The organism is Rhizobium sp. BK176 (assembly GCF_024808055.1).
Genome location: NZ_JANUBV010000035.1, coordinates 1 through 25,990 on the forward strand (window position 1 = coordinate 1; position 25,990 = coordinate 25,990).

Consider the following 25,990-nt stretch of genomic DNA (forward strand, 5'->3'; position numbering starts at 1 on the left):
CGCCCGTCATCACGCACCGGATCGGAATTGATGACTTCCGGGAGGGGTTCGAGGCGATGCGCTCCGGCAACTCCGGCAAGGTGGTTATGGATTGGTGAAATTGCGAAATAGCACAGAATAACGATAGCCCGTCGACCGTGTCGGCGGGCCGTTTTTGTATCGGTCTACGTCCGTGGATGATGTTTCAGTCTTTCGAGCACGTTCAATCCCTGCATATGGAGGAAATGCAGCAGATCGATGAAAATCCAGTTTTCGGCCAGTAGATCACCCTCGCGACGGTAAATGTCGACTACCCGCATCTCTACCCGACGATCGCAGGCCGGAAGTCCCAGAAATCCCCCCGTCGATCGCATCGTTAGGTTTGGCCAGCCGAACCACGCCGCGTAGTTGCCTTCCGCGATCCGGCACACGTGCCCATGGAATTCGATGTCCGCCAGGTTGCTGCTGAATGGCCCCTGATGCTGCTCCTCGTAGCGATCGGTCGTATAGGTTGCGCCGATACCAGCGGGACCGAACCAAAGCATGTCAGGATGCCAAGTCCCCAGGAGTTCGGTTTGTGACGAGTCCATATCGGAGCCAGTAAGTTCGCGAGCCATCCGGTTGACGAGGTCTAACGTTTTTGCACCGTCCTCGGGGGGCACGGCATCGAAAAGGAGCCCATCGTGCGTCTTAGGGCCGGGCGTGAGGATAAAGGCTCCGGTTTGGGGTGGCAGCGGCTTCAAGCCAACCTGGAGCATGACGCCAACGATGTCGACGAACAGAGCCGTTTGCTCAATTCTACCATTGTTGACGCAATGAAATTCCGCGTAGCGGAGAAAGTTCATTTTCCGGTTGGCTGGAATTCCGAGCCAGTCTTCGTCGAACAGGCCCATGAGATGGCCCATGCTGCAGACCCATTCTCTTCCGGGGCCTTTGCCGTCGTTGATGCCGGCAAGGAAAATGTCTTCACGCCGCTGTACCCTCTTGAACGCCTGACGATAAGGCCCCCAGAAAACCTCTGCAACCGCCTTTGGTCCTGTCTGCTCATAGAAGGGGTGCATGCCTTTCCATGAATAGTCGTCAGTGACGTAGTTCAGCAGTACCGCTTCGATCTCCGTATCCGCTGCAGCGTCCAACGCCGCATAATAGTCCCTAACGACCTTTTTCGCTTGCTGGAAATCCGACATGCAATCTCTCCTCAATGTCGTGGTCTAAATTGTCTGCGGGTTGGCTTTTTTAGCCTTTCACCGCGCCTTGGGTCATGCCGGCTACGATATTCTTCTGAAACACCAGGATGAGCACGATGATCGGGATGACCACCGATACAGCTCCTGCGATTCCGAGCATGAGTTTGTCCAAGTGTTTGCTCTGGCCCATGTAGTTGCCTAGAGCCGCTGTCATTGTCGTCATGTCTCCGTTCATCAACTGGCTTGATATGAGAAAATCGTTGTAGGCCAAGAGGAAGGCGAACAGCCCGGCAGTGATCAGACCCGGCCCCATGACGGGCATGATGGCAAGTCGGAACGCTTGGAATCTCGTGCAACCGTCTATCATTGCCGCCTCGTCGAGTTCCTTGGGGATGCTTACAAAGAACGATCGCATCATCCAGATCGTAAACGGCTGGTTGATCGCCACCAAAACGACGATGAGCGTTTCGTACCGGCTCCAAATACCCATCTCGAAGAAAGCCGGGCGGTAGGCCGTCAGCAGAACGATATGGGGCATCGCACGGAAAATCAGTGCCGAGACGAGCAACCAAAATCCGAGGCGGCCACTGTAGCGAGATAATGCGTAGCCTGCGGGGCAGGCGACGGCGAGCGAAACCCCGACGGTCGCGATCGTGACGATCGAGGTGTTGATCGCGTACCGCCAAAAATGGTCTACGAACCACACCGTGTAAAAGTTATGGAAGCTCATCGGAGCAAGCAATTTGGGCGGAACCGAAAAGGCGTCCACAGGCGCACGGAACGAGATCAGAAACATCCAGACGAAAGGGAATGCCGCGATGATGAGCCATGTGGTTAGCCCAATGCTGTTAATGGCCCTTAGCCAAATCGGAAGCCTGTCTGTCATGATTGCGCCCTCTGTTCCTTCCAGGTGCGGATGAGCACGGGTGTGAGAAGTAGTACGACCCCAATGACCGTCAAAAGTGCGTATGCCGCCGCCTTGTGGACGTTGTCCTCGTAGCTGAGCACCACGAAAGTGAGGTACTGTAGCGAGCTGGCAAATACCTTCGACCCGAAAACCAGGATCGGTTCGAACACCCTATAGGCATCCATCAGGTGAATAAGCGTGATGACGGCGAAAAGCGGAGCCAGGTGAGGTAGCGTGACGAGCCTTATCGCCTGCCACCGCGTTGCCCCGTCGACCCGCGCCGCTTCCAGAGATTCTTTGGAAACGCTCTGAAGCCCCGCATAGAGAATAATGAACGCGAACGGAGTGGCGTACCAGATACCGTAAAGCAGTATCAGGGTTCGGATCGTCCAGGCATCCTTGAGGAAATAGATCCTACCCAGCCCCAGTTCCTGGAGTAGAGTTGCAACGACCGCGTTGTCGATGAAGAGCCAATATATCGAAAGGGACGAAACGACTGGAGTGACGATCATCGGGAGAAGCGTCACGAAAATCAGCGACCCTTTCAGGGACTCGGCCGCCCTGTTAACGCCCAATGCCAGAAGAAAACCGAATGCGAGCACGAAGGGCGTCGTGCCGAACGTGTAAATCAGGGTGAACTCAAGCGCGCTCCAGAAGTCGAGATTTGTAATCTCGTCATACATAGAAGCCACGGCGGCGGGTAGGCTCACGCTTTCGCGGGGTTTCGTTATGATCTCGCCCAAGCGCTGTATTTCGGCAGCCTGGTAGAGGTTCCTTCCGCCGACGAACTCGTTGACTGTCGTTGGTCGCCCCTGGCTGTCCAGTACGGGCCGGGAAACCATGTCCACCCTTTCCTGGGTGAGGCCCCCAAAGACAGGGACCGACGTTTTGATCTCAACGAGCTTCGTCTGCACATGGGACTGGAACAGCGAGAGGTAGACTACGCCTGCGAGGGGAAGTGCGATAAGGATCGCCATCGCCAAAACCGAGGGCGCGACGAATCCCATAAAAGTTCTCGTTTTCATGACGTTTGCCTTGGGATACGGGTGGAATGGCGGGCGCTGATGCGCCCGCGTCTTTACTTCAAGTATCCTGCGTCGGTGGCAGCCCTACGATACGCCTTTGCCGCATCATCGAGTGACTGCTCAGCCGATTCCTTACCGGCAATATGGTCCCCGATGTTCTCCCCAAGGGCCATCAGTGCCAAGCTCGCTTGGGGAGTCATTGGGAAGGGCGGTGCTTTTTTCTGGACTGAATCGACGATTGGTTGTGCGTACTTGGTGGGCTTGTAGGCCGACCTCAACCAGAGCGTGGTGTCGTTGTTCGCGGTGACGGTCTCCGTTTTGATCGCTTCCATCAGCACCTGGAAGGTGACATCGGCGTCGCCGTCGGAATTCTTTGGAATGACATAGCCATCCCACCAGAAGAGAGTAGCAGGCGGCCCGCCCGCGACCGCGCTTGGCGCAACGGCAAAACCGATCTTGTCGACGACCTTGCTCTGCGATGGGTCGTCCATGGTCGCAGCGACATCGCCCCAGAGAAAGCCCATGGCGATTTGGCCTTGCTGAAGCTGCTGCTTAACCGCACCGAAATCCATCGCCAGTGCGTTGGGCGACATGTAGCCGTAAAGCTTCTTCATCAACTCCAACGTCTTGACGCCAGCGTCGGAATTGAACGCCGCCTCTGATGTCGCCGGATCCGTCAGGGTTCCTCCCATCGCTGTGAAGATGTCTACGAACTCGTTCCCAAGTTCCCAGGTGTTGCCGTACGCGGCTCCAAATGGCTGTGAAATCTCCGGATCGCCCTTCAGCTTTTCTGCGGCCGCGAGAACCTCGTCGTAAGTGGTCGGAATCTTGATGCCGTGTTTTTCGAACAGATCCTTGCGGTAGTAGAACACCTGCGCGTTCGCCATGAACGCAACGGCCATCACATCGTCACCGAATCTGATGAGCATCTGGTCTTCGATTTTGTACTTGTCCTTGTACTTTGCCACCAGGTCGTTCAACGGCCTCAGCAACCCTTGGGCATTGATCTGGCTGATCGTGGCGTTGGCGACGGCAGCGGCGTCGAAGGGAGAGCTGGACGCGGCGAATGCCCGCGGGACTTCGACCTTATGTTCCGTCGTCATTTTGACCTCGACCTGGAGGTCGGCCCGCCGGCATTCCTGCATTTTCTTGGCGAGTAGCTCCAGGGTCGGAAAAAAATTCGTAATGACGTCAACCCGACCGTTGCCTTGTATGTCGCAATTGTCTGCCTTTGCGGGTGCGACCGTTGCCAGCCCTGCCAACGCCGCTGAGGCGAGCATGATTCCAAGCTTTTTCATTGTTCCACTCCATAGCGTCTTGTTGTTGTTACACCGACGTCGTGGACGCCCGCGGCGTTCGGCGGAATAGAGTGCCGTCGCTTTTGGGGGACGGCACTGGATCAGGCATTAAGTTGCATGAGGATCCCAAACTCGTTGAACATGGCCCACTCTTTTTCGACGAGCCCGTCCCTCACGACCCATTGTGTGATCCCCCAGAGTGTGACCTGCTTCCCGGTCGGCTCCCCGTACGGGCCGTATCCCCTGTGCGTTCCGACGGCACTCCAACGGATGGAAACCACAAAGCCTTCCTTGGGGTTTCCCATCCAGTACACGTCGTCGACAGTCAGGCTGATATCCGGGAACATGGCGACGATGGAAAGGATGAACGCTCGGAGTTGTCCCGGTCCTCGGTAGGTTCGACCCGTGGAACCCTGCATAATCACGTTCGGGCTGTAGACGTCGTCGACGGCACCGAAGTTGCGCCTATTCCAGATGGTGTGGAACGCAGACCGAACGAACTCGTCCACGTCATCACGCGCCGTAGGAATGTTGCGCGTCCCGGGTTTGCCTTGACCCGTCAGCCGCTTTGGCTCGCCCGCCAGGAAGTTGGCGGGCAGGGCGTTGTTGCGACGAGCTTCCGCGAACCGGCGCGCGGTCTCGACGACGTCCAGCCCGAGTTGTTGCAGCAGTCCGGCGGTGTCATAGATGACGTGCTCATGGAAAATCTCGTTGGCGCGGGCGACGCAGTTGGCAATGCACCAGAGCTGGATCCGTTTTCCGGTCGGAGCTCCATATCTGCTAAAGCCAGTGTTGGTGCCCAAAATTTTCGTTCGGTGCGAGGTATGGAAGCCCACCTCTTCATTTCCCGCCCATACTACTTCATCGGCGACCAACCTGATGTCCGGAAACGCGTTATTGGTGTGAACCGTATCGGCGACGATCTTGTCCCGCCCATACTGCAAGCCGAGATCGTCCCAGACAGTACAGTCATGACTGTAGGTGTCATAGATGTAGCCAATGTCCTTCTCCTCCCAAATGCGATGGGTGATGCGGACGATGTAATCGATGATGTTGACGTAGGTCGGCTCGAATCCCTGCATCGAATGTGACGCGAGGCCTTCGGGAGCGCGGGAGATGAAATTGTCTGTCCCGCCTTTCCGGTACGTATCAAGCGATATCGAGAAGTCCTTCGGCATGTGCTCGGGACCCAAGCTTTCGAATCTGACCGGCGAACTATCGCCTGGCGTCTTTTCGATCCTCGCCGACGGGCGTGGTTTCCCATTTTGCGCCGGGGTCTCGGGTGATCGTTCAGTAATTGCTGCAGCTTCGGCCATCACGTCCTCCTTGTGTTGCATATATATGCACAAATATGCGGTAGTTTATCAAGGGGATTCTGGGCTCCGAACAGGTGATCGAATGTTTGCCGTTGTTTTTACGACGTATTTTTTGCCAGAACAAATGAATAGAGCGCGTCGCTTGGCTGCATAATTATGCCTGATCGCACTCTAGGATGGCGGCTTGTTACGTGCGGAGCCGCACAAGAGTCAGCGCAAAACGTGCATCACTTGCAATCGTATGCAGTAAAAGCTACCTTCATAGTCAATTTAAAGATGGGAAATCACATGGCAAAGGGCGTTGTAACGTCGGGACAAGTGGCGAAACTTGCGAAGGTCTCCCAGTCCGCGGTCAGCCGCACATTCACCCCCGGCGCGAGCGTCTCGGAGGACATTCGCAAACGGGTTATGGCGGCAGCCGAGCAATTGGGGTACAGGCCAAACTTGCTTGCGAAAGCGGTCAACACTGGCCGATCGCGTTTGATCGCAGTTCTCGTGGCGTATCTGGACAACCATTTTTACCCGGTCGCTCTGGAAGAATTGTCTCGCGCCTTGCAAGCCCAAGGCTATCAGGTGCTTCTTTTTATGACAGAACGGGGAAATCAGGATCAGCTGATCAAAAAAGTCCTTCAGTATCGGGTGGAGGGAATCGTCATGGCATCCGCCGAGATGTCCTCTGGCTTGGCACAGGAGTGCGTGGACACGGGAATCCCTGTTGTTCTGTTCAACAGATATGTGCCCGAATCCCTTACGAGCAGCGTCGTTACCGACAACCTTTCTGGCGCGCGTCGGCTCACGCGTTTGCTCATTGACGCCGGCCATGAGCGCATTGCATTCATTGCGGGATCGGAGGATTCTTCGACCAACAAGGACCGAGAGGCGGGTTTCAGGGCAGAGATGTCGGAAGCTGGTCTCGATGCAAGCCTGCGCGAGGTGGGCAACTACACAATGGAGGGAGCAGCCGAAGCGACCCGCCGTCTCTTTGCGTCCCGTAGCCATCCCGACGCCATTTTTGTCGCGAATGACCACATGGCGTTCGGCGTGATCGACGTCATCAGAGACGAACTGCGGTTGCGCGTTCCCGAGGATGTCTCGGTCGTGGGCTTCGACGACGTTCCGGAAGCGAGCTGGAAGGGCTACCGTCTGACGACGGTTCGCCAGCCGGTGGTTCCAATGATCAAGGCTACTGTCGATATACTGATGGCTCAAATTTCCTCGAACTCGGTGGAGACGGCGAGTGCCGTGATCGCTTCGGAAATAATCGTCAGAGGGTCCGCGAGGTTGCCAAGACTTCATGGCGAGGGGTCCTCGCGGCACGCGCTCTAGCTCAGTTCTTTCCGCGCCGGAAGAAGGACTGCATTCTTGCAAATACGTCGACATCCATCTGAAGCAGCAGGTGAATGATATCGAGAGGCACCCAGTTTTCTCGGATAAGATCGCCGTCGGCGAGATAAAAATCCATCACCCTCATAGATACCTCCCTACCTGTGGGTCCGGTGCCAAGGAAGCCGCCGCCATCATGAGTCGCGAAAACGCTCGGCCAACCGCCGGTCGCCGAGTACTTGCCATCGCCTATGCGAACGTAATGGTTGCCGCCTCGTCGGTTGGGGAACGCCGTGCGGAAAGGAAGTTGGTGGTAATCCACGAAGCCTTGTAGGCCGCGTGTGGTGCCGATACCGGCAGGTCCGTACCACATCATTTTTGGATGCCAAAACTCCCGTTGCGGCATGGCCAGAAGCCCTTCACGGCCAAGATTGGCCAGGTCATTGTACTTGCCCAGGGAAGCCTGCATGTCCAACGTGAGCTGTAGGCTTCGAGCGGACTCCGCCGCGTCCTGTTCGTCGAGCAATAGTCCGTCCGCCGTTATCGGGCACGGCCACTGTTCTTCCGTTCCCAGGCTTGGGGGAAGGGGCCAAAAACCCGCCTGCCGTATGAGATCGAGAATGTCGAAAAGTACCGTACTGCGGATGATCTTTCCTTCCACCATCTCGTGAAACTCGCCGTATCGAAGATAGACCGGACGGCCAGTGGCCGGAATGGTCAGCCAGTCTTTCAGGAAGGTGCCACAGTAATGGCCTACCGCGCCGACAAGTTCGGCTCCGTTATACGTGCCCCCCATAAGGATGGTGTCCCTACGTTCGAGATCCGGAAACGACGTGATGAGGGGCTTCCAGATGATCGAGGAAATCGCCTCAACTCCTTTGACCTCGTTGAGGGGATGGGATCCTCGCCACTCAGCCTCAGGCGCGTAGATTGATTCCAGAGCCCTTAGGACGTCGTGACTTGAAGCCTCCGCTAGCCGGCTCATTGCGCTGTGAACGATACGCTTGTTCCGCAAGTTGTTGCTGCTGATAGTCATGGTAACTCCACGTTTTGCGGTTTTCGGAAAAATTCCAGAGCGACTATTGAATACGTATTCAAACTGTGTCAACATTCTTTCAACAATGACAGGCATGCGAGGTTTCGCACGCCAAAAAAGTGGAACAGCAAGTCATGGCTTCGATCAAACTGAAGCAGCTCTTGAAGGGCTGGGGTAATTTCGTCGGCGTTGCCGCAATCGATCTAGAGATCGCTGATCAAGAGTTCATTGTGTTTCTTGGGCCTTCCGGGTGCGGGAAGACGACGACCATGCGCATGATCGCAGGTCTCGAGGACCCGACCTCGGGCGAGATCTGGATCGGCGATCGGCTTGTCAACAAGCTGGAGCCACGCGACCGCGACGTCGCCATGGTGTTCCAGAACTATGGGCTTTACCCGAACCTCTCGGTTTACGAAAACATCCGGTTTCCTCTTAAGGTCCGAAAGCTTCCCAAGGAAGTGCATGACGAGCGGGTGAGGCGAGCTGCCGACATGGTTGAGCTTGGGCCGCTCCTCGACCGCAAGCCGAGCGCGCTGTCCGGCGGCCAGCGCCAGCGAGTTGCACTGGCGCGCGCGATTGTTAGGCAGCCCCAGGTTTTCCTGATGGACGAGCCATTGTCCAACTTGGATGCGAAGCTGCGTGTGTCCACCCGCGCTCAGCTGAAAAACCTCCATCATGAACTGAAAGTCACGACGATTTACGTGACGCACGACCAGATCGAAGCGATGACCCTTGCCGATAGGGTTGTCGTGATGAACAAGGGGGCGATTCAGCAAGTGGGAACCCCGACCGAGATCTACGATTGTCCCGCGAACACTTTCGTCGCGGGTTTCATTGGTTCCCCCGCCATGAATCTCGTCAACGGTACCATGTCAGGCGGCGTTTTCACCGCCGCCAACACGTCGGTCGGCGGCCTTCGCTCTGACGTAAGTGGCCCTGTTATGCTTGGCTTCCGGGCCGAAGACGCCGCGGTGGTCGCCGAGAGGGGCTCGATCCAAGCGCCAATCTATTCGGTCGAACTGCTTGGCGATGTCACCATGGTGAGCGTGCGGTGCAGGGACGCGCTGGTTTCCGTGCGCGCAAACAAGGAATTCCGAGCCGGCATCGGCGAGCCGGTCAACATCAACGTACCTGCGCAGGCCTGTCACCTATTCGACGCACAAAGCGGGCAGCGCCTCGACGCGGCCGTGACCAACATCTTCGCATCAAAAAACCACAAAAAGGGAACGTGAACATGATGAGGAAAATACTTCTCGCCGCCGGTATATCGCTTCTCGCGACGGTTTCGGCGCACGCAGCATGCAGCTACAAGAACGAAGTGCCGTTGAAATCCCTGTCGGCCGGCTTCGAGGCCTGGAAAGCTGTCTCCTCGACAATGGCGGAGTGCGGGAACTACCGCGCGGAGCTTGACCAGAACTTCGCGCAAAAGCAGATGGCGGCATTTTCCGCCAACCCGGCGCTCTACCAGATCGGAGGAGTGGCGAACGAAACCCTTGTTCCCGTCCTTCAGGAAGGTCTTATCCGGCCGCTCGATGAGCTTGTCGCCAAGTATGGCCAGAACCTGAACGAGAACCAGCTGATCAAGGTGGACGGGAAGATCGTAGCCGTTGCCATGATGGTCAATGCGCAGCATCTCGTGTTCCGCAAGGACATTCTGGAAAGCCTCGCAATTTCGGTGCCGAAAACCTACGATGACGTGTTGGCGGCCGCGAAGAAAATCAAGGACGCAAAGGCGGTCCAGTACCCGCTCGGCGGCACCTTCAAGACGGGCTATGACCTCGGCGAAGAGTTCGTCAACATGTATCTGGGCTTCGGAGGTGAATTCTTCGACTCCCACAACGTCGCAACGGTCAACAATGAGAAAGGCGTGAAGGCCTTGAACATGTTGAAGGCTCTGTCGCAGTACATGGATCCGGAATTCCTTGTTTCCGATTCCACTTACGTGCAGCAGCAATTTCAGCAGGGCAAAATCGCAATCGCCAACCTTTGGGCGTCCCGCGCGGGTGCGTTGGAGAACGCAAGCGAGTCGAAGGTCGTCGGAAAGATCGGCGTTGCCGCCGCCCCTGCGGCGTTCGTCGGCGGAAAGCCAGCGACAACGATCTGGTGGGACGGAATTACCATTGCAAGCCATATCCCCGACGAGCAGGCCGACGCGGCGTTCCGCCTTGCAATGGAAGGCATCAAGCCTGAAATGGTCAAAGAGCACAATGATGCGGCCGTATGGCTTATCAAAGGGTATCAGCCGACGCCCGTGAGCAAAGGAGCGTTCGACTCCGCCGAGCAGGGTGCGCCCCCATATCCGGCGTCAACCGCCTTGGGAATCTTGCACACCGCCTTGGGAAATCACCTGGGTGACTTCCTGACGGGCCGCAAGTCCGCCGAAGACGCGCTTTCCGACGTCGAAGCGGAATACAAGACCGCTGCGAAGGAAAAGGGCCTGATCAAGTGATTGCTGGGATCGGTCGGTCGACAAGCCGACCAAACCCGATCCGAATGGGATGATCATATGAGATCGAAAACGTTCTTCGCGTTTGTCGCGCCATCACTGGCCCTGATGTTGATCTTCATCGCTCTGCCGCTCGTGAGCGTGTTCATGCAGAGCTTCGAGCTGAGGCAACAGGTGTTCCAGCAGGTCAAGACGCAGACATGCACGCCGGGGTTCCTGAAGCAGGTTTGCACCGAAGAGATCAAAAACCTGCCTGTATTGGATGTGCAGGGTCGCCCTGTCGAAGAGTCGAAGTTTGTCGGCCTGGACGTCTACCGTACGATCCTGCAACCGAGCGCGGTGCTGAAGGCCTTTAGCGCCGATGGTGGCGGCCTTCAGGCCCTCCTTAATATTGACTTCTACAAGGCGCTGCGTTTCACGCTCACGTTCACTTTGGTGACCCTGCCGCTAGTAATCTTCCTCGGCTTGGCGGTTGCGCTCGCGGTCAACAACACGTTGGCGTCCATTCGCGGCCCGCTGATCTTCGTCTCTTTGCTTCCGTTCATCGTCACGCCCGTAATCGGCGCGCTTTCGATACGCTGGCTTTTCGTCGGCGACGGCATCATGACCGCATTTCTGAACTGGGCGACCGGTTCGCAAATCACGATGTTTTCGCGGGGCTGGACGATCGAACTCCTCATGCTTTTCTATCGAGTCTGGAGTGTCGCACCGTTTGCATTCGTGATCTTTTATGCCGGCTTGCAGACTGTCGACAAGGACACGCTGGAGTCGGCCATCGTCGACGGCGCGTCCCGGTTCGAGCGGCTCCGGTATGTCGTCATCCCGCACTTAATGCCGCTGATCGTGTTCGTGGCGCTGATCCATCTGATGGACGCTTACCGTGTATTCGATGAAGTCATCGGGTTCTCGAGCCAGGGCTACCGAATTTCGCTTCAATGGCTGACCTATGACTACCTCATTCCCGACAACAGCGGAAACAGGTCGATTTCCCGCGCCGCTGCGTCTTCGATGCTCACAATGATCGGGATTGTCATCATGCTTATGCCGCTGCTGCGCCGCACGTGGCGCGAGCACAGAAGAATGCGCTGAGGAGGAAACCATGTCACATACTCAAGCCTTGCGGCCCGGTTTCGCGCTGACGCTCTCCACTGCGCTATTTATCGCGACCTGGGCGATCGTGGCTGCGTTTCCACTCCTGTGGATCGCTGTTATGTCGATCAAACTGCCGATTGACGCCTTCGCCTCAGATCCGCTGCAAGTGGTCTTTGGAAGTATCACCCGCGCCGAGCGAGGCGGCCTGTCGCTGGTTGCTATTGCGATATACGTCGGAACTGTCTGCCTCGCCTATGGGGCAACCGCACGCGTGGCACCAACTCTCTCAAGGTCGCTCGGGTTCGCCGGCACTTTTGTAGGATGGATTTTAACGTCCGTCCTCCTGTTGGCGACCGCCGCGATTGTCTTCTTCATCGTGCTTCCGTCAATAGTTCCGCTCATCGAGGCCGCGGTCCGGGCGCTACCCCTTGTGAGTCCTCTCGGTCGTCCCCTGATCGGGGCTACGATGGAACACTACCGCGCTGTCTGGATCGATCATTCGTTCTATCATCAGTTCATCAATTCGCTGATCGTGACCTTCGGCGTCGTGACGATCTCGTTGACGGTGGGAACTCTGGCCGGGTACGCCTTGGCGCGAGCAGAAAGCAATATCGGGTTCTGGCTGCTGATCGCTGCGCTGATTTTCCGGGCGCTTCCGCATTCCGTCCTCGTTACTGGGTATCTTCCAACCTTCATCAATTCGCGGCAGATCCTGATGCCACTTTGGACGTCCGAATGGACTGGCTGGTTCTTCCGAATGTTTTCGGAGGCTCCGCCGACGCTCTACGGCCAGCCGCTCGCAGTCATCATGGTCCTCGTAAGCATTAACCAGCCGTTCACGATCTGGATGCTCCGTTCGTTCTTCATGAATATTCCGCGCGAGCTGGACGAAGCTGCCAGGGTCGACGGCTGCACCTATTTCGAGGCGTTCTGGCGGGTGATCATGCCGGTGATGTGGCCGGGCGTCATTACCACGGGGCTCTTCGCTTTTCTTCTCGCATACAACGACTTTCTCGTGACCTCTCTGCTTCTGGATGCACAGTCGCAGACGATGGTCCCGGCAATCGCGTCTTTCTTCAACAGGGAGACAACAACAACCGATCAAGTCCAGGCCGTCGCCGCAGCGGTATCGATTACCGCTCCGCTCTTCGTCCTCGTCATGGTCTTCCAACGTCAAATCGTTTCCGGCCTCACTCAAGGTGCGGTCAAGGGCTAACAACAGGAGAAATGGCAATGAAGGGTTCAAGACCAGAGCAGGGCGTCCTGACAAAGAACAACGATCGCTCCAAGACCGAGGCGACGCGCGCCGTCGTCGAAGGAATGGTCGACGGTCTCAACGACCACGTGATCGACGGCATCGGCTCGTTTTTCGCCAGCAACTTCCGTTGGTTGGGAAACGCGGGCTGCGGCACGAAGAATGGCCTCAAGGAGTTCCAGGACAACTGGCAGCGACCATTCCAGGCGGCGTTTTCGGACAAAGTCTGCGTCGATGAGGCCCGTTTGGCTGAAGGCGAATGGATGGCTGCATTCGGTCGACAGGAAGCCACCCATTCCGGAGAATTCATGGGAATTGCTCCGACGGGAAAGCGGGTCGAGATCCGCTACATGGACTTCTGGAAGGTCGTAGACGGCAAGATCGTCGACAACTGGGTGATGGTGGATTTCCCGCACGTAATGCAACAGCTGGGCGTTGACCCCTTCAATGGCAACGGCTGGGAAGAATATGACGCAGGCCGCAAGGTTCCGCCGCGTCCGAACAGCAAAGCCGCATAAGCGGCCGGAAAACAGACAGTCCAGGTTGGTTCAGCATCCGTAGCGCCGCTCAGCAGCGCTACGCGTGCCGGGGAGGTTTATTGTGACAAGACATCTCAAGACTGCAAAGAGTGAAGCGGCCCGCGCCGACGACGACCTCGCAGTCCGCACGACGGTCGAACGGATACTTACGGACATCAAGGAGGGCGGCGATAGCACCGTTCGTCGACTTTCGGAGGAGTTCGATAAATATTCGCCGGCGTCGTTTCGGTTAAGCAATCAGGAAATCGAGGCGGCACTGTCGAAAGTCTCGACTAGAGATCTCAGTGACATCCGTTTTGCGCAGGATCAGGTCAGGCAGTTCGCGGAACATCAGAAGGCGGCACTCAAAGACATCGAGGTAGAGACACTTCCGGGCGTCATCCTTGGTCATAGGAATATACCGGTTCAGTCTGTGGGCTGCTATATCCCGGGTGGAAAGTATCCGATGGTCGCTTCAGCTCACATGAGCGTCGTGACGGCCAAAGTCGCCGGCGTCCCGAGGATTGTGGCGTCGGCTCCGCCCCAGGGTGGAGCTCCGCATCCGGCCATCGTCGCGGCAATGCATCTCGGCGGAGCCGACGAAATCTTATGCCTGGGGGGCATTCAGGCGGTCGGTGCGATGGCCATTGGCACCAGCAGCATCGCACCCGTCGATATGATCGTCGGGCCTGGAAACGCTTTTGTTGCCGAGGCTAAAAGACAGCTCTTCGGTAAGGTCGGGATCGATCTCTTTGCCGGACCGACGGAAACCATGGTGATTGCCGATGACACCGTCGATGCCGAGATGTGCGCGACCGATCTGCTTGGCCAGGCAGAGCACGGGATCAACTCGCCGGCGGTACTTCTCACCACCTCGGAGCGTCTTGGTTTAGAAACACTGAAAGAAATCGAGCGGTTGCTCGAGATCCTTCCAACGGGAGCGACGGCACGGAAGTCGTGGGAAGACTATGGTGAGGTCATCGTGTGTGACAGTCACGACGAGATGCTCCAACAGGCGAATTTCTTCGCGTCGGAACACGTCCAGGTGATGACGGACCGCGATGACTGGTACTTGGAGAACATGACGAGCTATGGCGCTCTCTTCCTCGGCCCGCGTACTAACGTTGCCTATGGCGACAAGGTTATCGGCACCAACCATACGCTGCCAACCAAGAAGGCGGGGCGATACACCGGTGGGCTCTGGGTCGGGAAATTCCTCAAAACGCATAGCTACCAGAAGGTCGTCTCAGACGAAGCGTCCGCTCTGATTGGCGAATACTGCTCGAGACTGTGCATGCTGGAGGGTTTTGTCGGCCATGCCGAACAAGCCAATCTTCGGGTGCGACGCTATGGCAAACGTAACGTGCCGTACGGCGAGGCCGCCGAATGATCACGCTGCCGCGCACCCCAAGCTTCCGACTGGACGGTCGTCGTGCGCTCGTCACCGGTGCCTCGAGAGGCATCGGTCTCGGCTGTGCCGCCGCGCTTGCGGAGGCTGGCGCGGAAGTGGTGTGCGTCAGTCGGAACAGTGAAGACTTGGCCGGCGTCGTGAAGGCAATCAGTAATGCCGGTGGTCGAGCGAGAGGACTGGAATGCGACATTACTGAAAGCGATAGCGCGGCATCCAAGATCCGGGACGCAGGGCCTTTTGATATTCTCGTGAACAATGCCGGGATTGCGCGTCATGCGCCATTCCTGGAGGCGGAGCGGCACGATTTTGACGCCGTGGTCGATCTCAATTTGCGAGCTACTTACTTCACGACCCAAACGGTTGCTCGTCAGATGGTCGAGTCAGGAATCGCTGGATCGGTCATAACAATTTCTTCACAGATGGGGCACGTTGGCGGGCCTGATCGCACGGTCTACTCGGCGACAAAGCATGCCCTTGAGGGCATGAACAAATCAGCTGCGATCGAGCTCGGCAAATTCGGGGTTCGGTTCAACACGATATGCCCGACCTTCATTCGTACCGACTTGTCCGACAAGACTCTCGAAGATCCGGAAAAACGCGATTGGATATTGTCCAAGATCAAGCTGGGTCGACTGGCAAAAGTTGAAGACATCATGGGGGCACTGATTTTCCTTGCGGGCGAAGCATCCGCAATGGTGACGGGAACTTCAATTCTGATCGATGGCGGATGGACCGCCGGCTGAGGTGAAAATGGCAATGAAAGGCTTTGATCCAAAATTCAAGGATCTTCCCGACTATATTATCGGGATAACCAAGGAGATATGGGAGGATCGCAAGATTGCGACCCTTCACCAGTATTACGCGGACGATATGGCCGTACGCTCGCCGGCGTCGCTGGTGATCGGAAACAAGAACGTGATTTCGGCGACGATGGCAACGCTCGCCGAGTTCCCCGACAGGACGCTTCTCGGGGAGGACGTGATCTGGTCAGGAGACGAGGACCGGGGTTTTTTGTCCTCGCATCGCCTCCTGTCGACGGCGACCCACACTCGATCCGGCATGTACGGGGAAGCGACCGGCAAGCGGTTGACGTACCGTATCCTTGCTGACTGCGCGGTCAAAGACAACCAGATCTACGATGAATGGCTCGTCCGCGACCAGGGGGCGATCGTCCGACAGATGGGGTGGGATCCAAAGGCGTTCGCAGCCGATCTCATCGAGCGGGAGGGCGGCCCCAAAGCGTGTGTGAAGCCCTTCACACCCGCGATTGACGTAAAGGGAAAGTACACGGGACGAGGCAACGACCACCCCGCCGGCGAACGGTACGCCAACATTCTCGAGCGTATCATGTCGGCTGATTTGGCCGTTATTCCGACGGAGTATGATCGTGCGGCTCAACTGGAACTTCCCGGTGGCGTCACAGGTCATGGCTATTCGGAAGCTGACCAATTCTGGCTAGGCCTTCGTGCGGCACTGCCGACAGCCAAGTTTGAAATCCACCATCAGATAGGCCGGGACGACCCTGAATTCTCACCACGCGCGGCAGTGCGTTGGTCTCTGACGGGGACACATGACGGTTGGGGTCGTTTCGGCAAGCCCACGGGAGCAGAGGTTCATGTCATGGCGATCAGCCATGCGGAGTTTGGGCCGTGGGGCTTGAGACGTGAATACGTTCTCTTCGACGAGACCGCTATCTGGAAGCAAATTCTACTTAAAACGGGATGAGGAATATGACCCCTGAGGAAATGGAAAAGCGCATCGTCCGCTATGGCGACCTGAAGCCGTGCAAGACCGCGTTTATCGACGCTCACACGCCTGGCTCCAATCAAAAGGAGAACTTCACAATCATCGGCGGCGGCGTTTCGGAAAGCCCGGACCAGCACGTGCATATCCGCGAGACGCCCGGGTTCAACATCGGCGCGGCTGGACAGCCGCCCAGATGCCGCAACTCACTGCATTCGCATCGCACCGCCGAGGTCTTCTACGTTCACAAGGGAACGTGGCGCTTTTTCTGGGGCCGCCACGGCACGGCCGGAGAAGTAATCCTCGGAGAGGGTGACATTTTCGATATTCCAACCGGGATCTTCCGCGGGTTTGAAAATATTGGCACGGATTACGGTATCATCATGGCGATCCTCGGCGGTGACGATGCCGGCGGGGGCGTCATTTGGGCACCGCAAGTCATCGAAGATGCCAGGGAACACGGACTGGTTCTTGCGGAAACAGGGAAGCTCTATGACACAAAGAAGGGGCAGTCTTTGCCGTTAGGCGTCCGTCCGATGCCGCTGCTCAACGAAGAACAGCTCAAAGACTACCCGGAAACGCCAATTTCTGAAGTCGTGCCACGATATGTCGGCCGTTTCCTCGACATGGTATCGCTTGCCAAGAATGAGCCCGCGCGGGTTATCGGCACTTGGGAGGATGCGCTGATCCGGGACCGCACAGGTTTCCAGGTCGAATTCCTCACGCGCAACTCGATCTCATCTGATCCGTACGAAGTCGGAAGGCATGAGGTGCTCCTGGTCCATAAGGGCCATTGGAAGCTTGCCTGGGACGGCGGAGAAGCAGTGCTAGCGCCTGGCGACACCTGCGCGGTTCCGCCCGGCCTGCGACATTCGCTTTCACCGTCAATGACCGGTGAGGCGGCGTTGTTCCGGGTTTATAACACCGATGATGCTGCGGGACCGACAAGGCTCTGACATGGGCACGCTTCCGATTTTGATGCTTCCCGGCATGATGTGCGACCATAGGCTTTTCTCGCCTCAGGTCGCGCATTTCGCCGCGCGCAGAGAGGTTTTGGTCGGCGATCTGTGCGGCGCCGACAACATCGAGCTCATCGCGGTTCAGGTGCTGGAAACGCTGGGTAGCAGGAAAGTCGACGTCGTCGGTCTTTCGATGGGCGGTATCGTGGCTTTGGAGTTGGCGCGTCAAGCGCCAGCTCAGGTAAACAGTCTCGCCCTTCTAAACACGAATTTCCGGGCGGACGCGGTGGCGCGGCGACCAGTGAGGGAACGGCAAATAGCCGCTGCGGCTAAAGGAAAAATGCTCCACGTCATCGAGGAGGAAATCATTCCCTCCTATTTTTCACCTTCCACCATCGGCCGGGAGCGATTAGTCTCTCTTGCGATTCAGATGGCCAAGGAGATGGGGAGTGGCGCGTTCATCGCTCAGTCCGTCGCTCTCAGGGACCGTCGTAGCTATGAGGATGTTCTCCCTCACCTGACAATGCCTGTGCTGGCCCTCGCTGGCCGGGACGACGTCATCTGCCCGCCGGAGTTTCACCGGCAACTGGCCTCGCTTTGTCCCCTTGGTCAATTCGCGGAAATAGATGCGTGCGGCCACATCTCAACGCTGGAACAGCCTAACACTGTGAACCGCGCTCTTTCGTCCTTCTACGAACGGATTGGTAGACCCGATGCTTCCTGAGACCTTTTTGAAGATAGTTCGCTCCGTCGACACACCGACCATCTGCAATGCCATCGAGGTGGTCCAAGGTAAACGGGGCTTTTCCGGCTACACGCGAGGAACTGTCCTTTGTTGCGATCCAGCCCTGCCGGCGATGTGCGGCTACGCGAAGACGGCGCGCATCGCAGCGCAGCGCCCTTCGCAAGATCCCCCTGAACAGATCAGACATCGTCGTCTTGCCTATTACCGCCACATGGCGGCCGGCCCGGGTCCCTCGATCGCGGTTGTGGAGGACATCGACTATCCGGATTGCGTGGGAGCTTTTTGGGGCGAAATCAACACTACGGTGCACTCTGGACTTGGTCTACAGGGAGCATTGACCAACGGTGTCATGCGCGATCTCGGTGACTTGGCCAAGGATTTTCAGGTTGTTGCAGGATCGATTGGGCCAAGCCACGCGTTTGTGCACGTGGTCGACATCGGCAATCCGGTCAATGTGTTCGGGCTACAAATCGCCAATGGAGATCTTGTTCACGCCGATCGTCATGGAGCGGTTGTTATTCCAAATGACGTCGTCCCTCTTCTTGAAGACGCGATTGGCAAGCTTCAGAGCACAGAGCGTCTAATATTGGAGCCGGCCCGAGGACCAGGATTCACGATCGAGAAGTTCGAGGAAGCCTGGCGCGCATTCGAAGCCGCGCGTACCTAGCGATGGCGAGTACGATGGAAATGCGCGGGAACTTAAATGTTGGGTTCATCCTATCTCGAAACTTCACGTTGAGCGCTTTCTCGCTGTTTGTCGACACATTGAGATTGGCAAGTGATGCGGGCGACAGGTCCGGAAGGGCTCTTTGCGATTGGCGTGTCATGAGCTCGACCGGCCACCTTGTCCGGTCGAGCTGCGGTGTACAGGTGGCTCCGACATCAGGTTTGATCCCCCCGCAGAATTTCCATTACCTTGCGGTTGTCGGTGGGCTGCTCATTTCAGAAGAACCCTTGGAGAGAAGCGCATTTGAATATGTCCGACGCGCGGCCAAGGATGGAGTGAAGATCATCGGTCTCTGCACAGGCAGCTTCATTCTGGCGTCAGCCGGACTTCTGAGAAACCGTACAGCGTGCGTGAGTTGGCTGCACTACCGGTCATTCCTCGAACGCTTTCCAGGCCAAAAGGTATCGAGCCGCCAGCTATACATTGAGGACAAAGGTCTAATTACCTGCGCCGGTGGTAGCGCAGTCGCTGACCTCGCTGCCGAACTTGTCAGTCGCCATGTCGGTCCGGCCGCGGAGCGAAATGCAACCGAGATCCTTCAGATGGACCGACGACGCAATGGCAGGGACATTCAACCCCGAAACCCATTTGGCACAAACCATTCCGATCCGCGTATAAACGCTGCACTGGCGCACATGGAAAACACTATCGAGTCGCCGGTGGGCGTTGAGGAGATCGCGGCGCTCATGGGACTGTCTCGCCGGCAAATGGAACGAGTGTTCGAGATTGAAGTCAGAATGTCGCCAATCGCGGCGTACATGAAGCTCCGTATGGATAGGGCCATGGACCTCGTGCGAAAAACGCCTAAACCCTTGGTCGAGGTGGCGCTGGACACCGGCTTCGAGAACACATCACACTTTACGCGAAGATTCCGCGCCGCTTTTGGTTGCACCCCAACAGATGTGCGAAAATCGGAGAGGGCTGCACGGACACTGGATTGAATCTTCGAGAGCGTGGGTGGATAAACAGGCCATCCGGATTGGAGTTTGGAGGTGTGATAGCCATAAGCCGCAGCATAGCCTCACCACAACAGTGCGTTATTTTTTCGCGGCGTTTGACGGTGGTCAACATTCAGCAGTCTTATAGGACATTGGCTCGATCATGTTTGTCTTGATGCGACCGAGCTCTTGTGGGAGGATGTGTTGACGCCTCCGGTAAAGGAAATCCGGCGATGCCATGTTCTGTGGTAACACACGAGGTGTTCGGCCCCGCGATCTCGAAATTATTACCACCGTCTTCGATCGCGTCACCGCTGAGCGATGGTTCTCGAAGGAAGGGGCATAGAGGGAGGAATTTGCGCGCCATGTGCTGGCAATGTACGGCCCCGGCTTGGTGATTCCCAACAGGCTCGAAGGACCATGCCGCTTTGCTGACCAGCAACGCTTTTCATATGACAAGATCAGATTTCGAAGGTTTCGCGGGTTAGTTGTCGAAGCTTGCGCTGCCATCTGTAGTGGAGAGCGGGGAAATCGAAGCTTGTCTGTGTCGAGGGGAAGTCGCTGCAGGGTCCGATCCTCGAGATCGGCAATACTAGAGCACGTCCAATTTACTCGGGGTCATATCCGTACGATTTGAAGTAATTCGCATTCTTCACGGCTCGAATAGCGTGGCGATCTGCCGACGTTATACGTAAGCCCTCAACTGTTTGCTCGGCTTTGGCGCGCAAAAACAGCCGCGCAAAACAGCCTTGAGCTCCGCAAAAGCCTTCTTAATGGGGTTGAAGTCTGGACTGTAGGGTGGGAGATGGAGCAAACCACATCCCCGGCTATACCGGCCGCGGTACGAGCTAAGTCGCCACGTCCAGATTGTCGTCACTGACAATCAGCCTGACGCGGAGAAGTCGGCTGTATCAGTCGAAGGCGAGCGACATGGCGCGCCAACGAGCTGGGAGCAAAGCACGATTTGCTTGAAGCTGGGTTGGGTTGGGGTCATATCCCGGAAGATCTTGTTCCGAAGACCTGGAAAGAGGGGTCCTCGCCCAGATCGAGCGCCATGCGTGGCACATCCGCCCGCTTACGTTCATGATATCCAAGCGACGCGGGCTCGACCTGTCGCTGGCTGAAGATCGTTTCGTCGCGATGCTCGCGCGCGCACGTTGCCTCTCAAATGCTCGTCACGACGCGCATGGTGACATAGAGAGGTACAAGGTCGATGGAACGCGTTGACGCGCATGACGGGGGAGCAATTTCCCATTTCTGCTAAGAGTTCCCGAAGCCGACTCCTCTGATCTCGCCACGGCGTTCTTATCCGTAATCCTTCCGCCCGGCTGGCTACAAGCCTGGCTCGCCCGAATGGGAGCGTCCGCAGAAGTTTGAGGTCGTGTTGTGAAGCCTCAGGGATTGAGACCCGCATAGCCCGCTACATCACCGCTAGCATGACTTTTCGGCGCTGTTCGAGGCGGTCGCCTCAGAGCCGAACAGCCGTACAAATGGTGCCTTCAGTGACTGTATTTCGAACTGCTCTCGCATCCGGAGGCTTCGAAGAAAGGCATCATCAGGGCGGCGTTCTACGCCTCAAGCCATTTGGCGATAATCTGGCCGCTACAGAACATCTTACCGAGGCCACGCGCGCTACCGATCCTTTCGTGCCTCGAAACCACGAACGTTTCTAGACATAGTGGTAAACGTGCGGCTCAGTGTAACTAGAGGCGTTTAGCCGAATTCAGCTCAAGCAGCGCTATGCGTGATCTCCGTTACCTGTCTCAGGGAGGTTCTGGCGATCGCACGTTCCAGAGCTTCGACGCAAATCGGATCGTGAGATCGCCCGGCATCCTCCCAAAGAATCGCAATTGCCTTTGTAATTGGTATCGCTGACCGATAAGGCCGGTCCGCCGTCAAAGCATCGAAGACGTCAGCCGTAGTCACAATGCGCACTTCCATTGGAATTTCGTCCGCCATCAACCCGCGCGGGTAGCCTGTGCCGTCGAGGCGCTCGTGGTGAGCGCCGCCGATACGAGCTGCGTCGGCAAATGCACCGATATGGGACAGGATCTCCTCCGAGAACGCGGCATGACGTTTCATCGCCTGCCATTCCTGGTCGTCGAGTTTGCCAGGCTTGTCGAGCACGCTGTTGCTAACGCCGAGCTTGCCGATATCGTGGAGTAGGGCGGCGCGCCGCAGGAACCGTCGATTGCCCGCATCGATGCCCATCTCTTCGGCGATCATGTCGGTAAAGAGCGCGACGCGATCGCTGTGGCCGGAGGTGTAAGGGCTTTTTGCGTCGATCACCCGCGCAAAGGCTGCGGCGATGTCGTCCAGATAGTCATCATCGGCCATGATTGCTTCCCGGCCGGGCTCGCTTTCCAGCACAACGGTCTCCAACACATCCGACCGAAGGGTTTCCCAGAAGGTCGGGTCGGCGGCGACGCGCTCAAAGGCGGCCGCAAGCGCCGGATCGAACCAAGTGCCTGCACGCTTGCGCACCTCGGTTATGGCTGCCGTGGGGCCGCCGCTCATCTGGAAGATATCGGCCACCTGCGACAGCAGGGCGATCCGTGAGAACAGGGGAATTGCCTCACCGCCAATTCCAAGTGGCCGGCCACCGCCATTCCAATGTTCGTCAAGATTGAGCACGCCGGCGGCGACTGCTTCCGAGAAGCGCATTTGCCGGACGATCTCAGCCCCGCGCTGGCAACGAGTCTGAATGAGGTTTGTGACGATCTCGCCGCCATTCTGCATGATGTTAAGAATGCTACGGAAACGCCGCGCGAGGTCAGCCTGCAGGCCTGTATGGCCAAGCACGAAGCGCAGTACCTGGGAAAGACTGCCATCGACGAGCTTGAAATCACGCTTGAAGGAAAGGTCGTCGGTCAAATAGAGCTCGCAGATGCGCGCAGCATTGCTGCTGCAGCCGAGGTCTTTGAGCAGCAAAGTATAATAAAGTTCCTGCAGTTCGGTGTCCGGTATGCCGATTTCCTGACCGATGTGCGTTCCAATAAAGCAGGCACGAATGCAATGCCCGGGCGGCTGCCCCTCCGTCATGTCGAGGGCCTTGCTCAACGCTTCAATGATTTCTGCAAGCCTTATCTGGATCGTCTTCATATCGACCGTCCTTTGCCTGCCATAGCTTCACATAAATTTCTTTAGAAATCATTGTGTTCATCCTGTTGCGCGTACTAACTGGTCGAATGTCAGTGCATTTCGTCGAGCAGCTCCAAGTTGAGCTGTCGAATCCGTTAGAAGAACCGAGCGGACCTATCTTCTCGCACACCCTCGGGCCGCTCCGAAGGTTCCAAAGGGAACTTTCGCTTCTCCTCGGCATTCACGAAGTGAGCAAGGCGACGTCCGCGAGTTACGGTAGGGATTCTGATAATTGGTGTGGTGCCAAAGGCGGAAATTCAAGCCTGTCACCTCGTGTTTAACCCCGTCAAGGACACTGCGCTGATTAAAGCGATCACGTGCTGGCCTTGATGTTTCCGCAGAGTCCCATATAAACCATCCCATCATCTATCAACGATGATGACGCGCCGTTTTCCAAGTGCGTCCAATGTCTTTTTGCGAAAGATGAGAAATGGCCAAGCGAGGAACGCCTGCTGTTGTCAGCACGGGGATAGAAGGCCTTGACGCGATTTTGCGCGGAGGGCTGCCCGCGTCTAATCTTTATATACTCCACGGTGCGCCTGGGTCTGGGAAGACGACCGCGGCACTTCAATTCTTGCGCGCGGGCGTCGAGGCTGGCGAAAGTTGCATCTACGTAACGCTTTCTCAAACATCCGCGGAACTCAGGGCTATCGCCAATTCGCATGGCTGGTCGCTTGACGGGATCCGAATTGAAGAGTTGACGACCTCCGGGACGGTCAGCGAGGCTGATGATCAGAGCATATTCTTAACGTCCGACCTTCGCCTCGATGAGACGCGAAAGGCGATCGAGGCAGCAATCGATGAGCACAAACCCCGCCGTCTTGTCTATGACTCGCTTCTAGAAATCCGCTTGATCACCGGGGATTCCCCCCGGTTTCGGCGCGAGTTGATTGGCTTTAAGTCGTTTCTAGCTAAACGGAACGTCGTTGCGTTGCTCCTTGATACGCAGGTTGCCGGCTATGACCGTAGCGGGGAGGAAGTGGAGGGTCTTGCACATGGGGTCATACGGCTCGACAAAGCGTTAGAGGAGTATGGCGGCGTTCGCCGCCGCATTGAGATTTCCAAGATGCGGGGGGTTCCGGTCGCGGACGGCTATCACGACATGGCCATCCGGGAAGGCGAGGGTGTTGTCGTATTTCCTCGGATTATGCCGAACACGGCATCGGAGCTTGCCAAGCCGGAACTGATAAAGTCGGGAGTTGCAGCGCTTGATGATATGTTCGGTGGGGGTCAGGAGGCGGGGACCACAACCCTGGTCATTGGACAATCTGGGACCGGCAAGTCGACGATGTCATCTCTTTATGCAACGGCCGCGCTACAACGAGGGGAAAGCGTGGCGCTTTTCCTGTTCGAGGAGCGGTTGGAGACATTTTTCCGGCGCTCCGAGGGCCTAGGGATGGAGTTGCGGCAGTTCCACAAGGAAGGCAAGCTCATTCTGCGTGACTTCAATCCAAATGAAATCTCGCCGGGTGAGTTCGGCCAAATTGTTCAGGATGCCGTTACCCAGAACAAGGCTCGCGTGGTAGTTATCGATAGCTTAACCGGTTACTTGAACTCGCTGCCACATCGGGAAAAGGCAGTTCGCGATATTCAATCGCTGCTAAAGTTCCTCGCTCGCTCCGGTGTGCTGACCATGTTAATCGTAGCCCAGCATGGTTTGATAGGCCAGAACGTGGGAATCGACGTGGACGTCAGCTTCCTCGGCGACACCGTTCTTCTTCTGCGCATAATGGAGCACGAAGGACGTTTGCGCCGAAACATTACCGTAGTGAAGAAGCGTCATGGTCCTCACGACCTTAATATCCAGGAGTTGCTGATCGAGAGCGGCAACGTAAGTGTGCTGCCCTACAATCCGCTACCTGATCCAAAATGAACGCAGCACCGACCGAGGGCGAGCTGGACTGGGTTCTTGTGCTAGCTCCTTTTCGCAAGGATTCCGACTACATAGCTGCTTCCCTTCGTGAGCAAGATATTCGGGTCGAACAGTGCAAAATAGAGGACATGGTCCGTTTTCTACGGCTAGTTCCCGGCGTCATAGTCATCACGCATGAGGCTCTGACGCCAACGGCCGTTGCCAACGTTGCGGACTATGTCGTCAGACAGCCCGATTGGTCAGAGGTGCCGATACTCGTGCTCCTGGAGCGGTCGGCGCCCATCAAGCAGATTCGCACGCAGCTGCAAAATCGATGGCCGGGAGCCCGTCTTTTATTCCATATCCGCCCGATCAGCCAGCTGGAACTGGTCAACAGCATCCAATCCAACCTTCTTGTTCGACTACGTCAGAAGCAGGTCCGCGACTCCATCGAACGAGAGGTTGAACTCCGGCACGAACTTAATCATCGCATAAAAAATATACTTGCTAGCGTGACGTCTATCTTTCATATGACGAAGCGCGGCGCAGTAACTGCAGAGGACTTGGCCGGAGACTTTTCGGGTCGGCTGAGAGCGCTGTCGGATGTGCACACTGCCCTTTTTGATGCAGGCGGAGATGAGGTGTCCTTGGTGTCTGTGATTGACGTCACGGTCTCGCCATACAACACTAGGGAGTTGATGCGCATCCACACCCACGGTCCCGATCTAACAATCAGTCGCGCCTCTGCAACGACCATTGCTCTTTGTCTACACGAGCTCATCACCAATTCCATCAAGTACGGCTCGCTTTCAGTCGGTAATGGCTGCGTCAATATCGATTGGAAAGTTTCAGCAAGCAACACACCAACCTTTTCTCTTGAGTGGGTGGAGGCGGGTGGCCCCAACGTAGTTGCGCCGACGCGACAGGGCTACGGGACCAGGTATGTCCGTTCAGCGCTAGCCTCTCTTTTTGGTACTGCACCAGAGATCGTCTTTGCTCCGCAGGGTTTCCGCTTTCACGTCATTGGCCCCCTCAGAAATTTGCGGCATTATGGAGCAGTTGCCACAAGATTCCCCTGACGGCCGATGCTAT

Annotated in this window: 22 protein-coding genes; 15 read left to right on the forward strand and 7 right to left on the reverse strand. The window is 56.8% G+C overall.

The genetic code is table 11. The features are described 5' to 3' along the window. Positions 1-164: 164 nt before the first annotated feature. The 5 genes from FHT76_RS38555 to FHT76_RS38575 all read right to left on the reverse strand — a co-directional run bounded on the left by FHT76_RS38555 (position 165) and on the right by FHT76_RS38575 (position 5,712). Positions 165-1,166, reverse strand: coding sequence for an ester cyclase (locus tag FHT76_RS38555; RefSeq protein WP_259186692.1), 1,002 nt, complete (start codon positions 1,164-1,166; stop codon positions 165-167). A 49-nt stretch (positions 1,167-1,215) separates the two neighbouring features. Then, positions 1,216-2,052 carry a carbohydrate ABC transporter permease gene (locus FHT76_RS38560; protein WP_259186693.1) on the reverse strand — a complete coding sequence of 279 codons (837 nt, stop codon included), beginning with the start codon at positions 2,050-2,052 and terminating at the stop codon, positions 1,216-1,218. Beyond that, positions 2,049-3,098, reverse strand: coding sequence for a carbohydrate ABC transporter permease (locus FHT76_RS38565; RefSeq protein WP_259186694.1), 1,050 nt, complete (start codon positions 3,096-3,098; stop codon positions 2,049-2,051). The genes FHT76_RS38560 and FHT76_RS38565 overlap by 4 nt, the downstream gene beginning before the upstream one ends. A gap of 53 nt (positions 3,099-3,151) precedes the next feature. Further along, positions 3,152-4,396: an ABC transporter substrate-binding protein gene (locus tag FHT76_RS38570; protein WP_259186695.1), complete on the reverse strand. Its 1,245-nt coding sequence runs from the start codon at positions 4,394-4,396 to the stop codon at positions 3,152-3,154. Positions 4,397-4,497: 101 nt separating this feature from the next. Next, positions 4,498-5,712, reverse strand: coding sequence for an ester cyclase (locus FHT76_RS38575; protein ID WP_259186696.1), 1,215 nt, complete (start codon positions 5,710-5,712; stop codon positions 4,498-4,500). A gap of 288 nt (positions 5,713-6,000) precedes the next feature. On the opposite strand from FHT76_RS38575, the gene FHT76_RS38580 reads away from it, so the two are divergent. Next, positions 6,001-7,038 carry a LacI family DNA-binding transcriptional regulator gene (locus tag FHT76_RS38580; RefSeq protein ID WP_259186697.1) on the forward strand — a complete coding sequence of 346 codons (1,038 nt, stop codon included), beginning with the start codon at positions 6,001-6,003 and terminating at the stop codon, positions 7,036-7,038. A gap of 1 nt (position 7,039) precedes the next feature. On the opposite strand, the gene FHT76_RS38585 is transcribed toward FHT76_RS38580, so the two are convergent. Continuing rightward, entirely contained in the window at positions 7,040-8,167 is a 1,128-nt protein-coding gene (locus tag FHT76_RS38585) for an ester cyclase (protein ID WP_259186698.1), read from the reverse strand. Positions 8,168-8,205: 38 nt separating this feature from the next. Here FHT76_RS38585 and FHT76_RS38590 point away from each other — a divergent pair, with 38 nt between their 5' ends. The 12 genes from FHT76_RS38590 (at position 8,206) to FHT76_RS38645 (ending at position 19,908) form a co-directional block, all read left to right on the forward strand. After that, positions 8,206-9,303, forward strand: coding sequence for an ABC transporter ATP-binding protein (locus FHT76_RS38590; RefSeq protein WP_259186699.1), 1,098 nt, complete (start codon positions 8,206-8,208; stop codon positions 9,301-9,303). 2 nt (positions 9,304-9,305) lie between these two features. Then, entirely contained in the window at positions 9,306-10,520 is a 1,215-nt protein-coding gene (locus tag FHT76_RS38595; protein WP_259186700.1) for an ABC transporter substrate-binding protein, read from the forward strand. 57 nt (positions 10,521-10,577) lie between these two features. After that, a complete protein-coding gene (locus FHT76_RS38600; protein WP_259186701.1) occupies positions 10,578-11,606 on the forward strand; it encodes a carbohydrate ABC transporter permease in 1,029 nt (342 codons plus the stop codon). Positions 11,607-11,616: 10 nt separating this feature from the next. Then, positions 11,617-12,825 carry a carbohydrate ABC transporter permease gene (locus FHT76_RS38605; RefSeq protein WP_259186702.1) on the forward strand — a complete coding sequence of 403 codons (1,209 nt, stop codon included), beginning with the start codon at positions 11,617-11,619 and terminating at the stop codon, positions 12,823-12,825. A 17-nt stretch (positions 12,826-12,842) separates the two neighbouring features. Further along, positions 12,843-13,382: an ester cyclase gene (locus FHT76_RS38610; protein WP_259186703.1), complete on the forward strand. Its 540-nt coding sequence runs from the start codon at positions 12,843-12,845 to the stop codon at positions 13,380-13,382. A gap of 79 nt (positions 13,383-13,461) precedes the next feature. Beyond that, positions 13,462-14,772, forward strand: coding sequence for a histidinol dehydrogenase (hisD, locus tag FHT76_RS38615; protein WP_259186722.1), 1,311 nt, complete (start codon positions 13,462-13,464; stop codon positions 14,770-14,772). Further along, the gene (locus FHT76_RS38620; protein ID WP_259186704.1) at positions 14,769-15,536 is read left to right on the forward strand and encodes an SDR family NAD(P)-dependent oxidoreductase; all 768 of its coding nucleotides are present in this window, start codon (positions 14,769-14,771) and stop codon (positions 15,534-15,536) included. Before hisD ends, FHT76_RS38620 begins: the two co-directional genes overlap by 4 nt. Before the next feature lie 13 nt (positions 15,537-15,549). After that, positions 15,550-16,518, forward strand: a complete 969-nt coding sequence (locus tag FHT76_RS38625) for a nuclear transport factor 2 family protein (RefSeq protein ID WP_259186705.1) — start codon at positions 15,550-15,552, stop codon at positions 16,516-16,518. A 5-nt stretch (positions 16,519-16,523) separates the two neighbouring features. After that, entirely contained in the window at positions 16,524-17,492 is a 969-nt protein-coding gene (locus FHT76_RS38630; protein ID WP_259186706.1) for a cupin domain-containing protein, read from the forward strand. Between the two features lies 1 nt (position 17,493). Further along, positions 17,494-18,219 (forward strand): alpha/beta fold hydrolase, encoded by a 726-nt coding sequence (locus tag FHT76_RS38635; protein WP_259186708.1) that lies wholly within the window; start codon positions 17,494-17,496, stop codon positions 18,217-18,219. Positions 18,220-18,226: 7 nt separating this feature from the next. Continuing rightward, complete coding sequence (locus tag FHT76_RS38640; protein WP_259186710.1) at positions 18,227-18,907, forward strand: RraA family protein; 681 nt, start codon at positions 18,227-18,229, stop codon at positions 18,905-18,907. Positions 18,908-18,921: 14 nt separating this feature from the next. After that, positions 18,922-19,908 (forward strand): GlxA family transcriptional regulator, encoded by a 987-nt coding sequence (locus tag FHT76_RS38645; RefSeq protein WP_259186711.1) that lies wholly within the window; start codon positions 18,922-18,924, stop codon positions 19,906-19,908. Between the two features lie 1,725 nt (positions 19,909-21,633). On the opposite strand, the gene FHT76_RS38650 is transcribed toward FHT76_RS38645, so the two are convergent. Further along, on the reverse strand, positions 21,634-23,007 hold the full coding sequence (locus FHT76_RS38650; RefSeq protein ID WP_259186712.1) for an HD-GYP domain-containing protein: 1,374 nt from the start codon (positions 23,005-23,007) through the stop codon (positions 21,634-21,636). A gap of 469 nt (positions 23,008-23,476) precedes the next feature. Here FHT76_RS38650 and FHT76_RS38655 point away from each other — a divergent pair, with 469 nt between their 5' ends. Together FHT76_RS38655 and FHT76_RS38660 are read left to right on the forward strand one after the other, a co-directional pair. Beyond that, positions 23,477-24,919 (forward strand): ATPase domain-containing protein, encoded by a 1,443-nt coding sequence (locus FHT76_RS38655; protein WP_183759236.1) that lies wholly within the window; start codon positions 23,477-23,479, stop codon positions 24,917-24,919. After that, positions 24,916-25,977 (forward strand): sensor histidine kinase, encoded by a 1,062-nt coding sequence (locus tag FHT76_RS38660; RefSeq protein ID WP_259186713.1) that lies wholly within the window; start codon positions 24,916-24,918, stop codon positions 25,975-25,977. The genes FHT76_RS38655 and FHT76_RS38660 overlap by 4 nt, the downstream gene beginning before the upstream one ends. Positions 25,978-25,990: the final 13 nt, after the last annotated feature.

Bases quoted from the DNA above. Each gene is read 5' to 3' on its own strand.
- FHT76_RS38555 (WP_259186692.1), bottom strand. From the start codon at position 1,166: ATGTCGGATTTCCAGCAAGCGAAAAAGGTCGTTAGGGACTATTATGCG.
- FHT76_RS38560 (WP_259186693.1), bottom strand. From the start codon at position 2,052: ATGACAGACAGGCTTCCGATTTGGCTAAGGGCCATTAACAGCATTGGG.
- FHT76_RS38565 (WP_259186694.1), bottom strand. From the start codon at position 3,098: ATGAAAACGAGAACTTTTATGGGATTCGTCGCGCCCTCGGTTTTGGCG.
- FHT76_RS38570 (WP_259186695.1), bottom strand. From the start codon at position 4,396: ATGAAAAAGCTTGGAATCATGCTCGCCTCAGCGGCGTTGGCAGGGCTG.
- FHT76_RS38575 (WP_259186696.1), bottom strand. From the start codon at position 5,712: ATGGCCGAAGCTGCAGCAATTACTGAACGATCACCCGAGACCCCGGCG.
- FHT76_RS38580 (WP_259186697.1), top strand. From the start codon at position 6,001: ATGGCAAAGGGCGTTGTAACGTCGGGACAAGTGGCGAAACTTGCGAAG.
- FHT76_RS38585 (WP_259186698.1), bottom strand. From the start codon at position 8,167: ATGCCTGTCATTGTTGAAAGAATGTTGACACAGTTTGAATACGTATTC.
- FHT76_RS38590 (WP_259186699.1), top strand. From the start codon at position 8,206: ATGGCTTCGATCAAACTGAAGCAGCTCTTGAAGGGCTGGGGTAATTTC.
- FHT76_RS38595 (WP_259186700.1), top strand. From the start codon at position 9,306: ATGATGAGGAAAATACTTCTCGCCGCCGGTATATCGCTTCTCGCGACG.
- FHT76_RS38600 (WP_259186701.1), top strand. From the start codon at position 10,578: ATGAGATCGAAAACGTTCTTCGCGTTTGTCGCGCCATCACTGGCCCTG.
- FHT76_RS38605 (WP_259186702.1), top strand. From the start codon at position 11,617: ATGTCACATACTCAAGCCTTGCGGCCCGGTTTCGCGCTGACGCTCTCC.
- FHT76_RS38610 (WP_259186703.1), top strand. From the start codon at position 12,843: ATGAAGGGTTCAAGACCAGAGCAGGGCGTCCTGACAAAGAACAACGAT.
- FHT76_RS38620 (WP_259186704.1), top strand. From the start codon at position 14,769: ATGATCACGCTGCCGCGCACCCCAAGCTTCCGACTGGACGGTCGTCGT.
- FHT76_RS38625 (WP_259186705.1), top strand. From the start codon at position 15,550: ATGAAAGGCTTTGATCCAAAATTCAAGGATCTTCCCGACTATATTATC.
- FHT76_RS38630 (WP_259186706.1), top strand. From the start codon at position 16,524: ATGACCCCTGAGGAAATGGAAAAGCGCATCGTCCGCTATGGCGACCTG.
- FHT76_RS38635 (WP_259186708.1), top strand. From the start codon at position 17,494: ATGGGCACGCTTCCGATTTTGATGCTTCCCGGCATGATGTGCGACCAT.
- FHT76_RS38645 (WP_259186711.1), top strand. From the start codon at position 18,922: ATGGAAATGCGCGGGAACTTAAATGTTGGGTTCATCCTATCTCGAAAC.
- FHT76_RS38650 (WP_259186712.1), bottom strand. From the start codon at position 23,007: ATGAAGACGATCCAGATAAGGCTTGCAGAAATCATTGAAGCGTTGAGC.
- FHT76_RS38655 (WP_183759236.1), top strand. From the start codon at position 23,477: ATGGCCAAGCGAGGAACGCCTGCTGTTGTCAGCACGGGGATAGAAGGC.
- FHT76_RS38660 (WP_259186713.1), top strand. From the start codon at position 24,916: ATGAACGCAGCACCGACCGAGGGCGAGCTGGACTGGGTTCTTGTGCTA.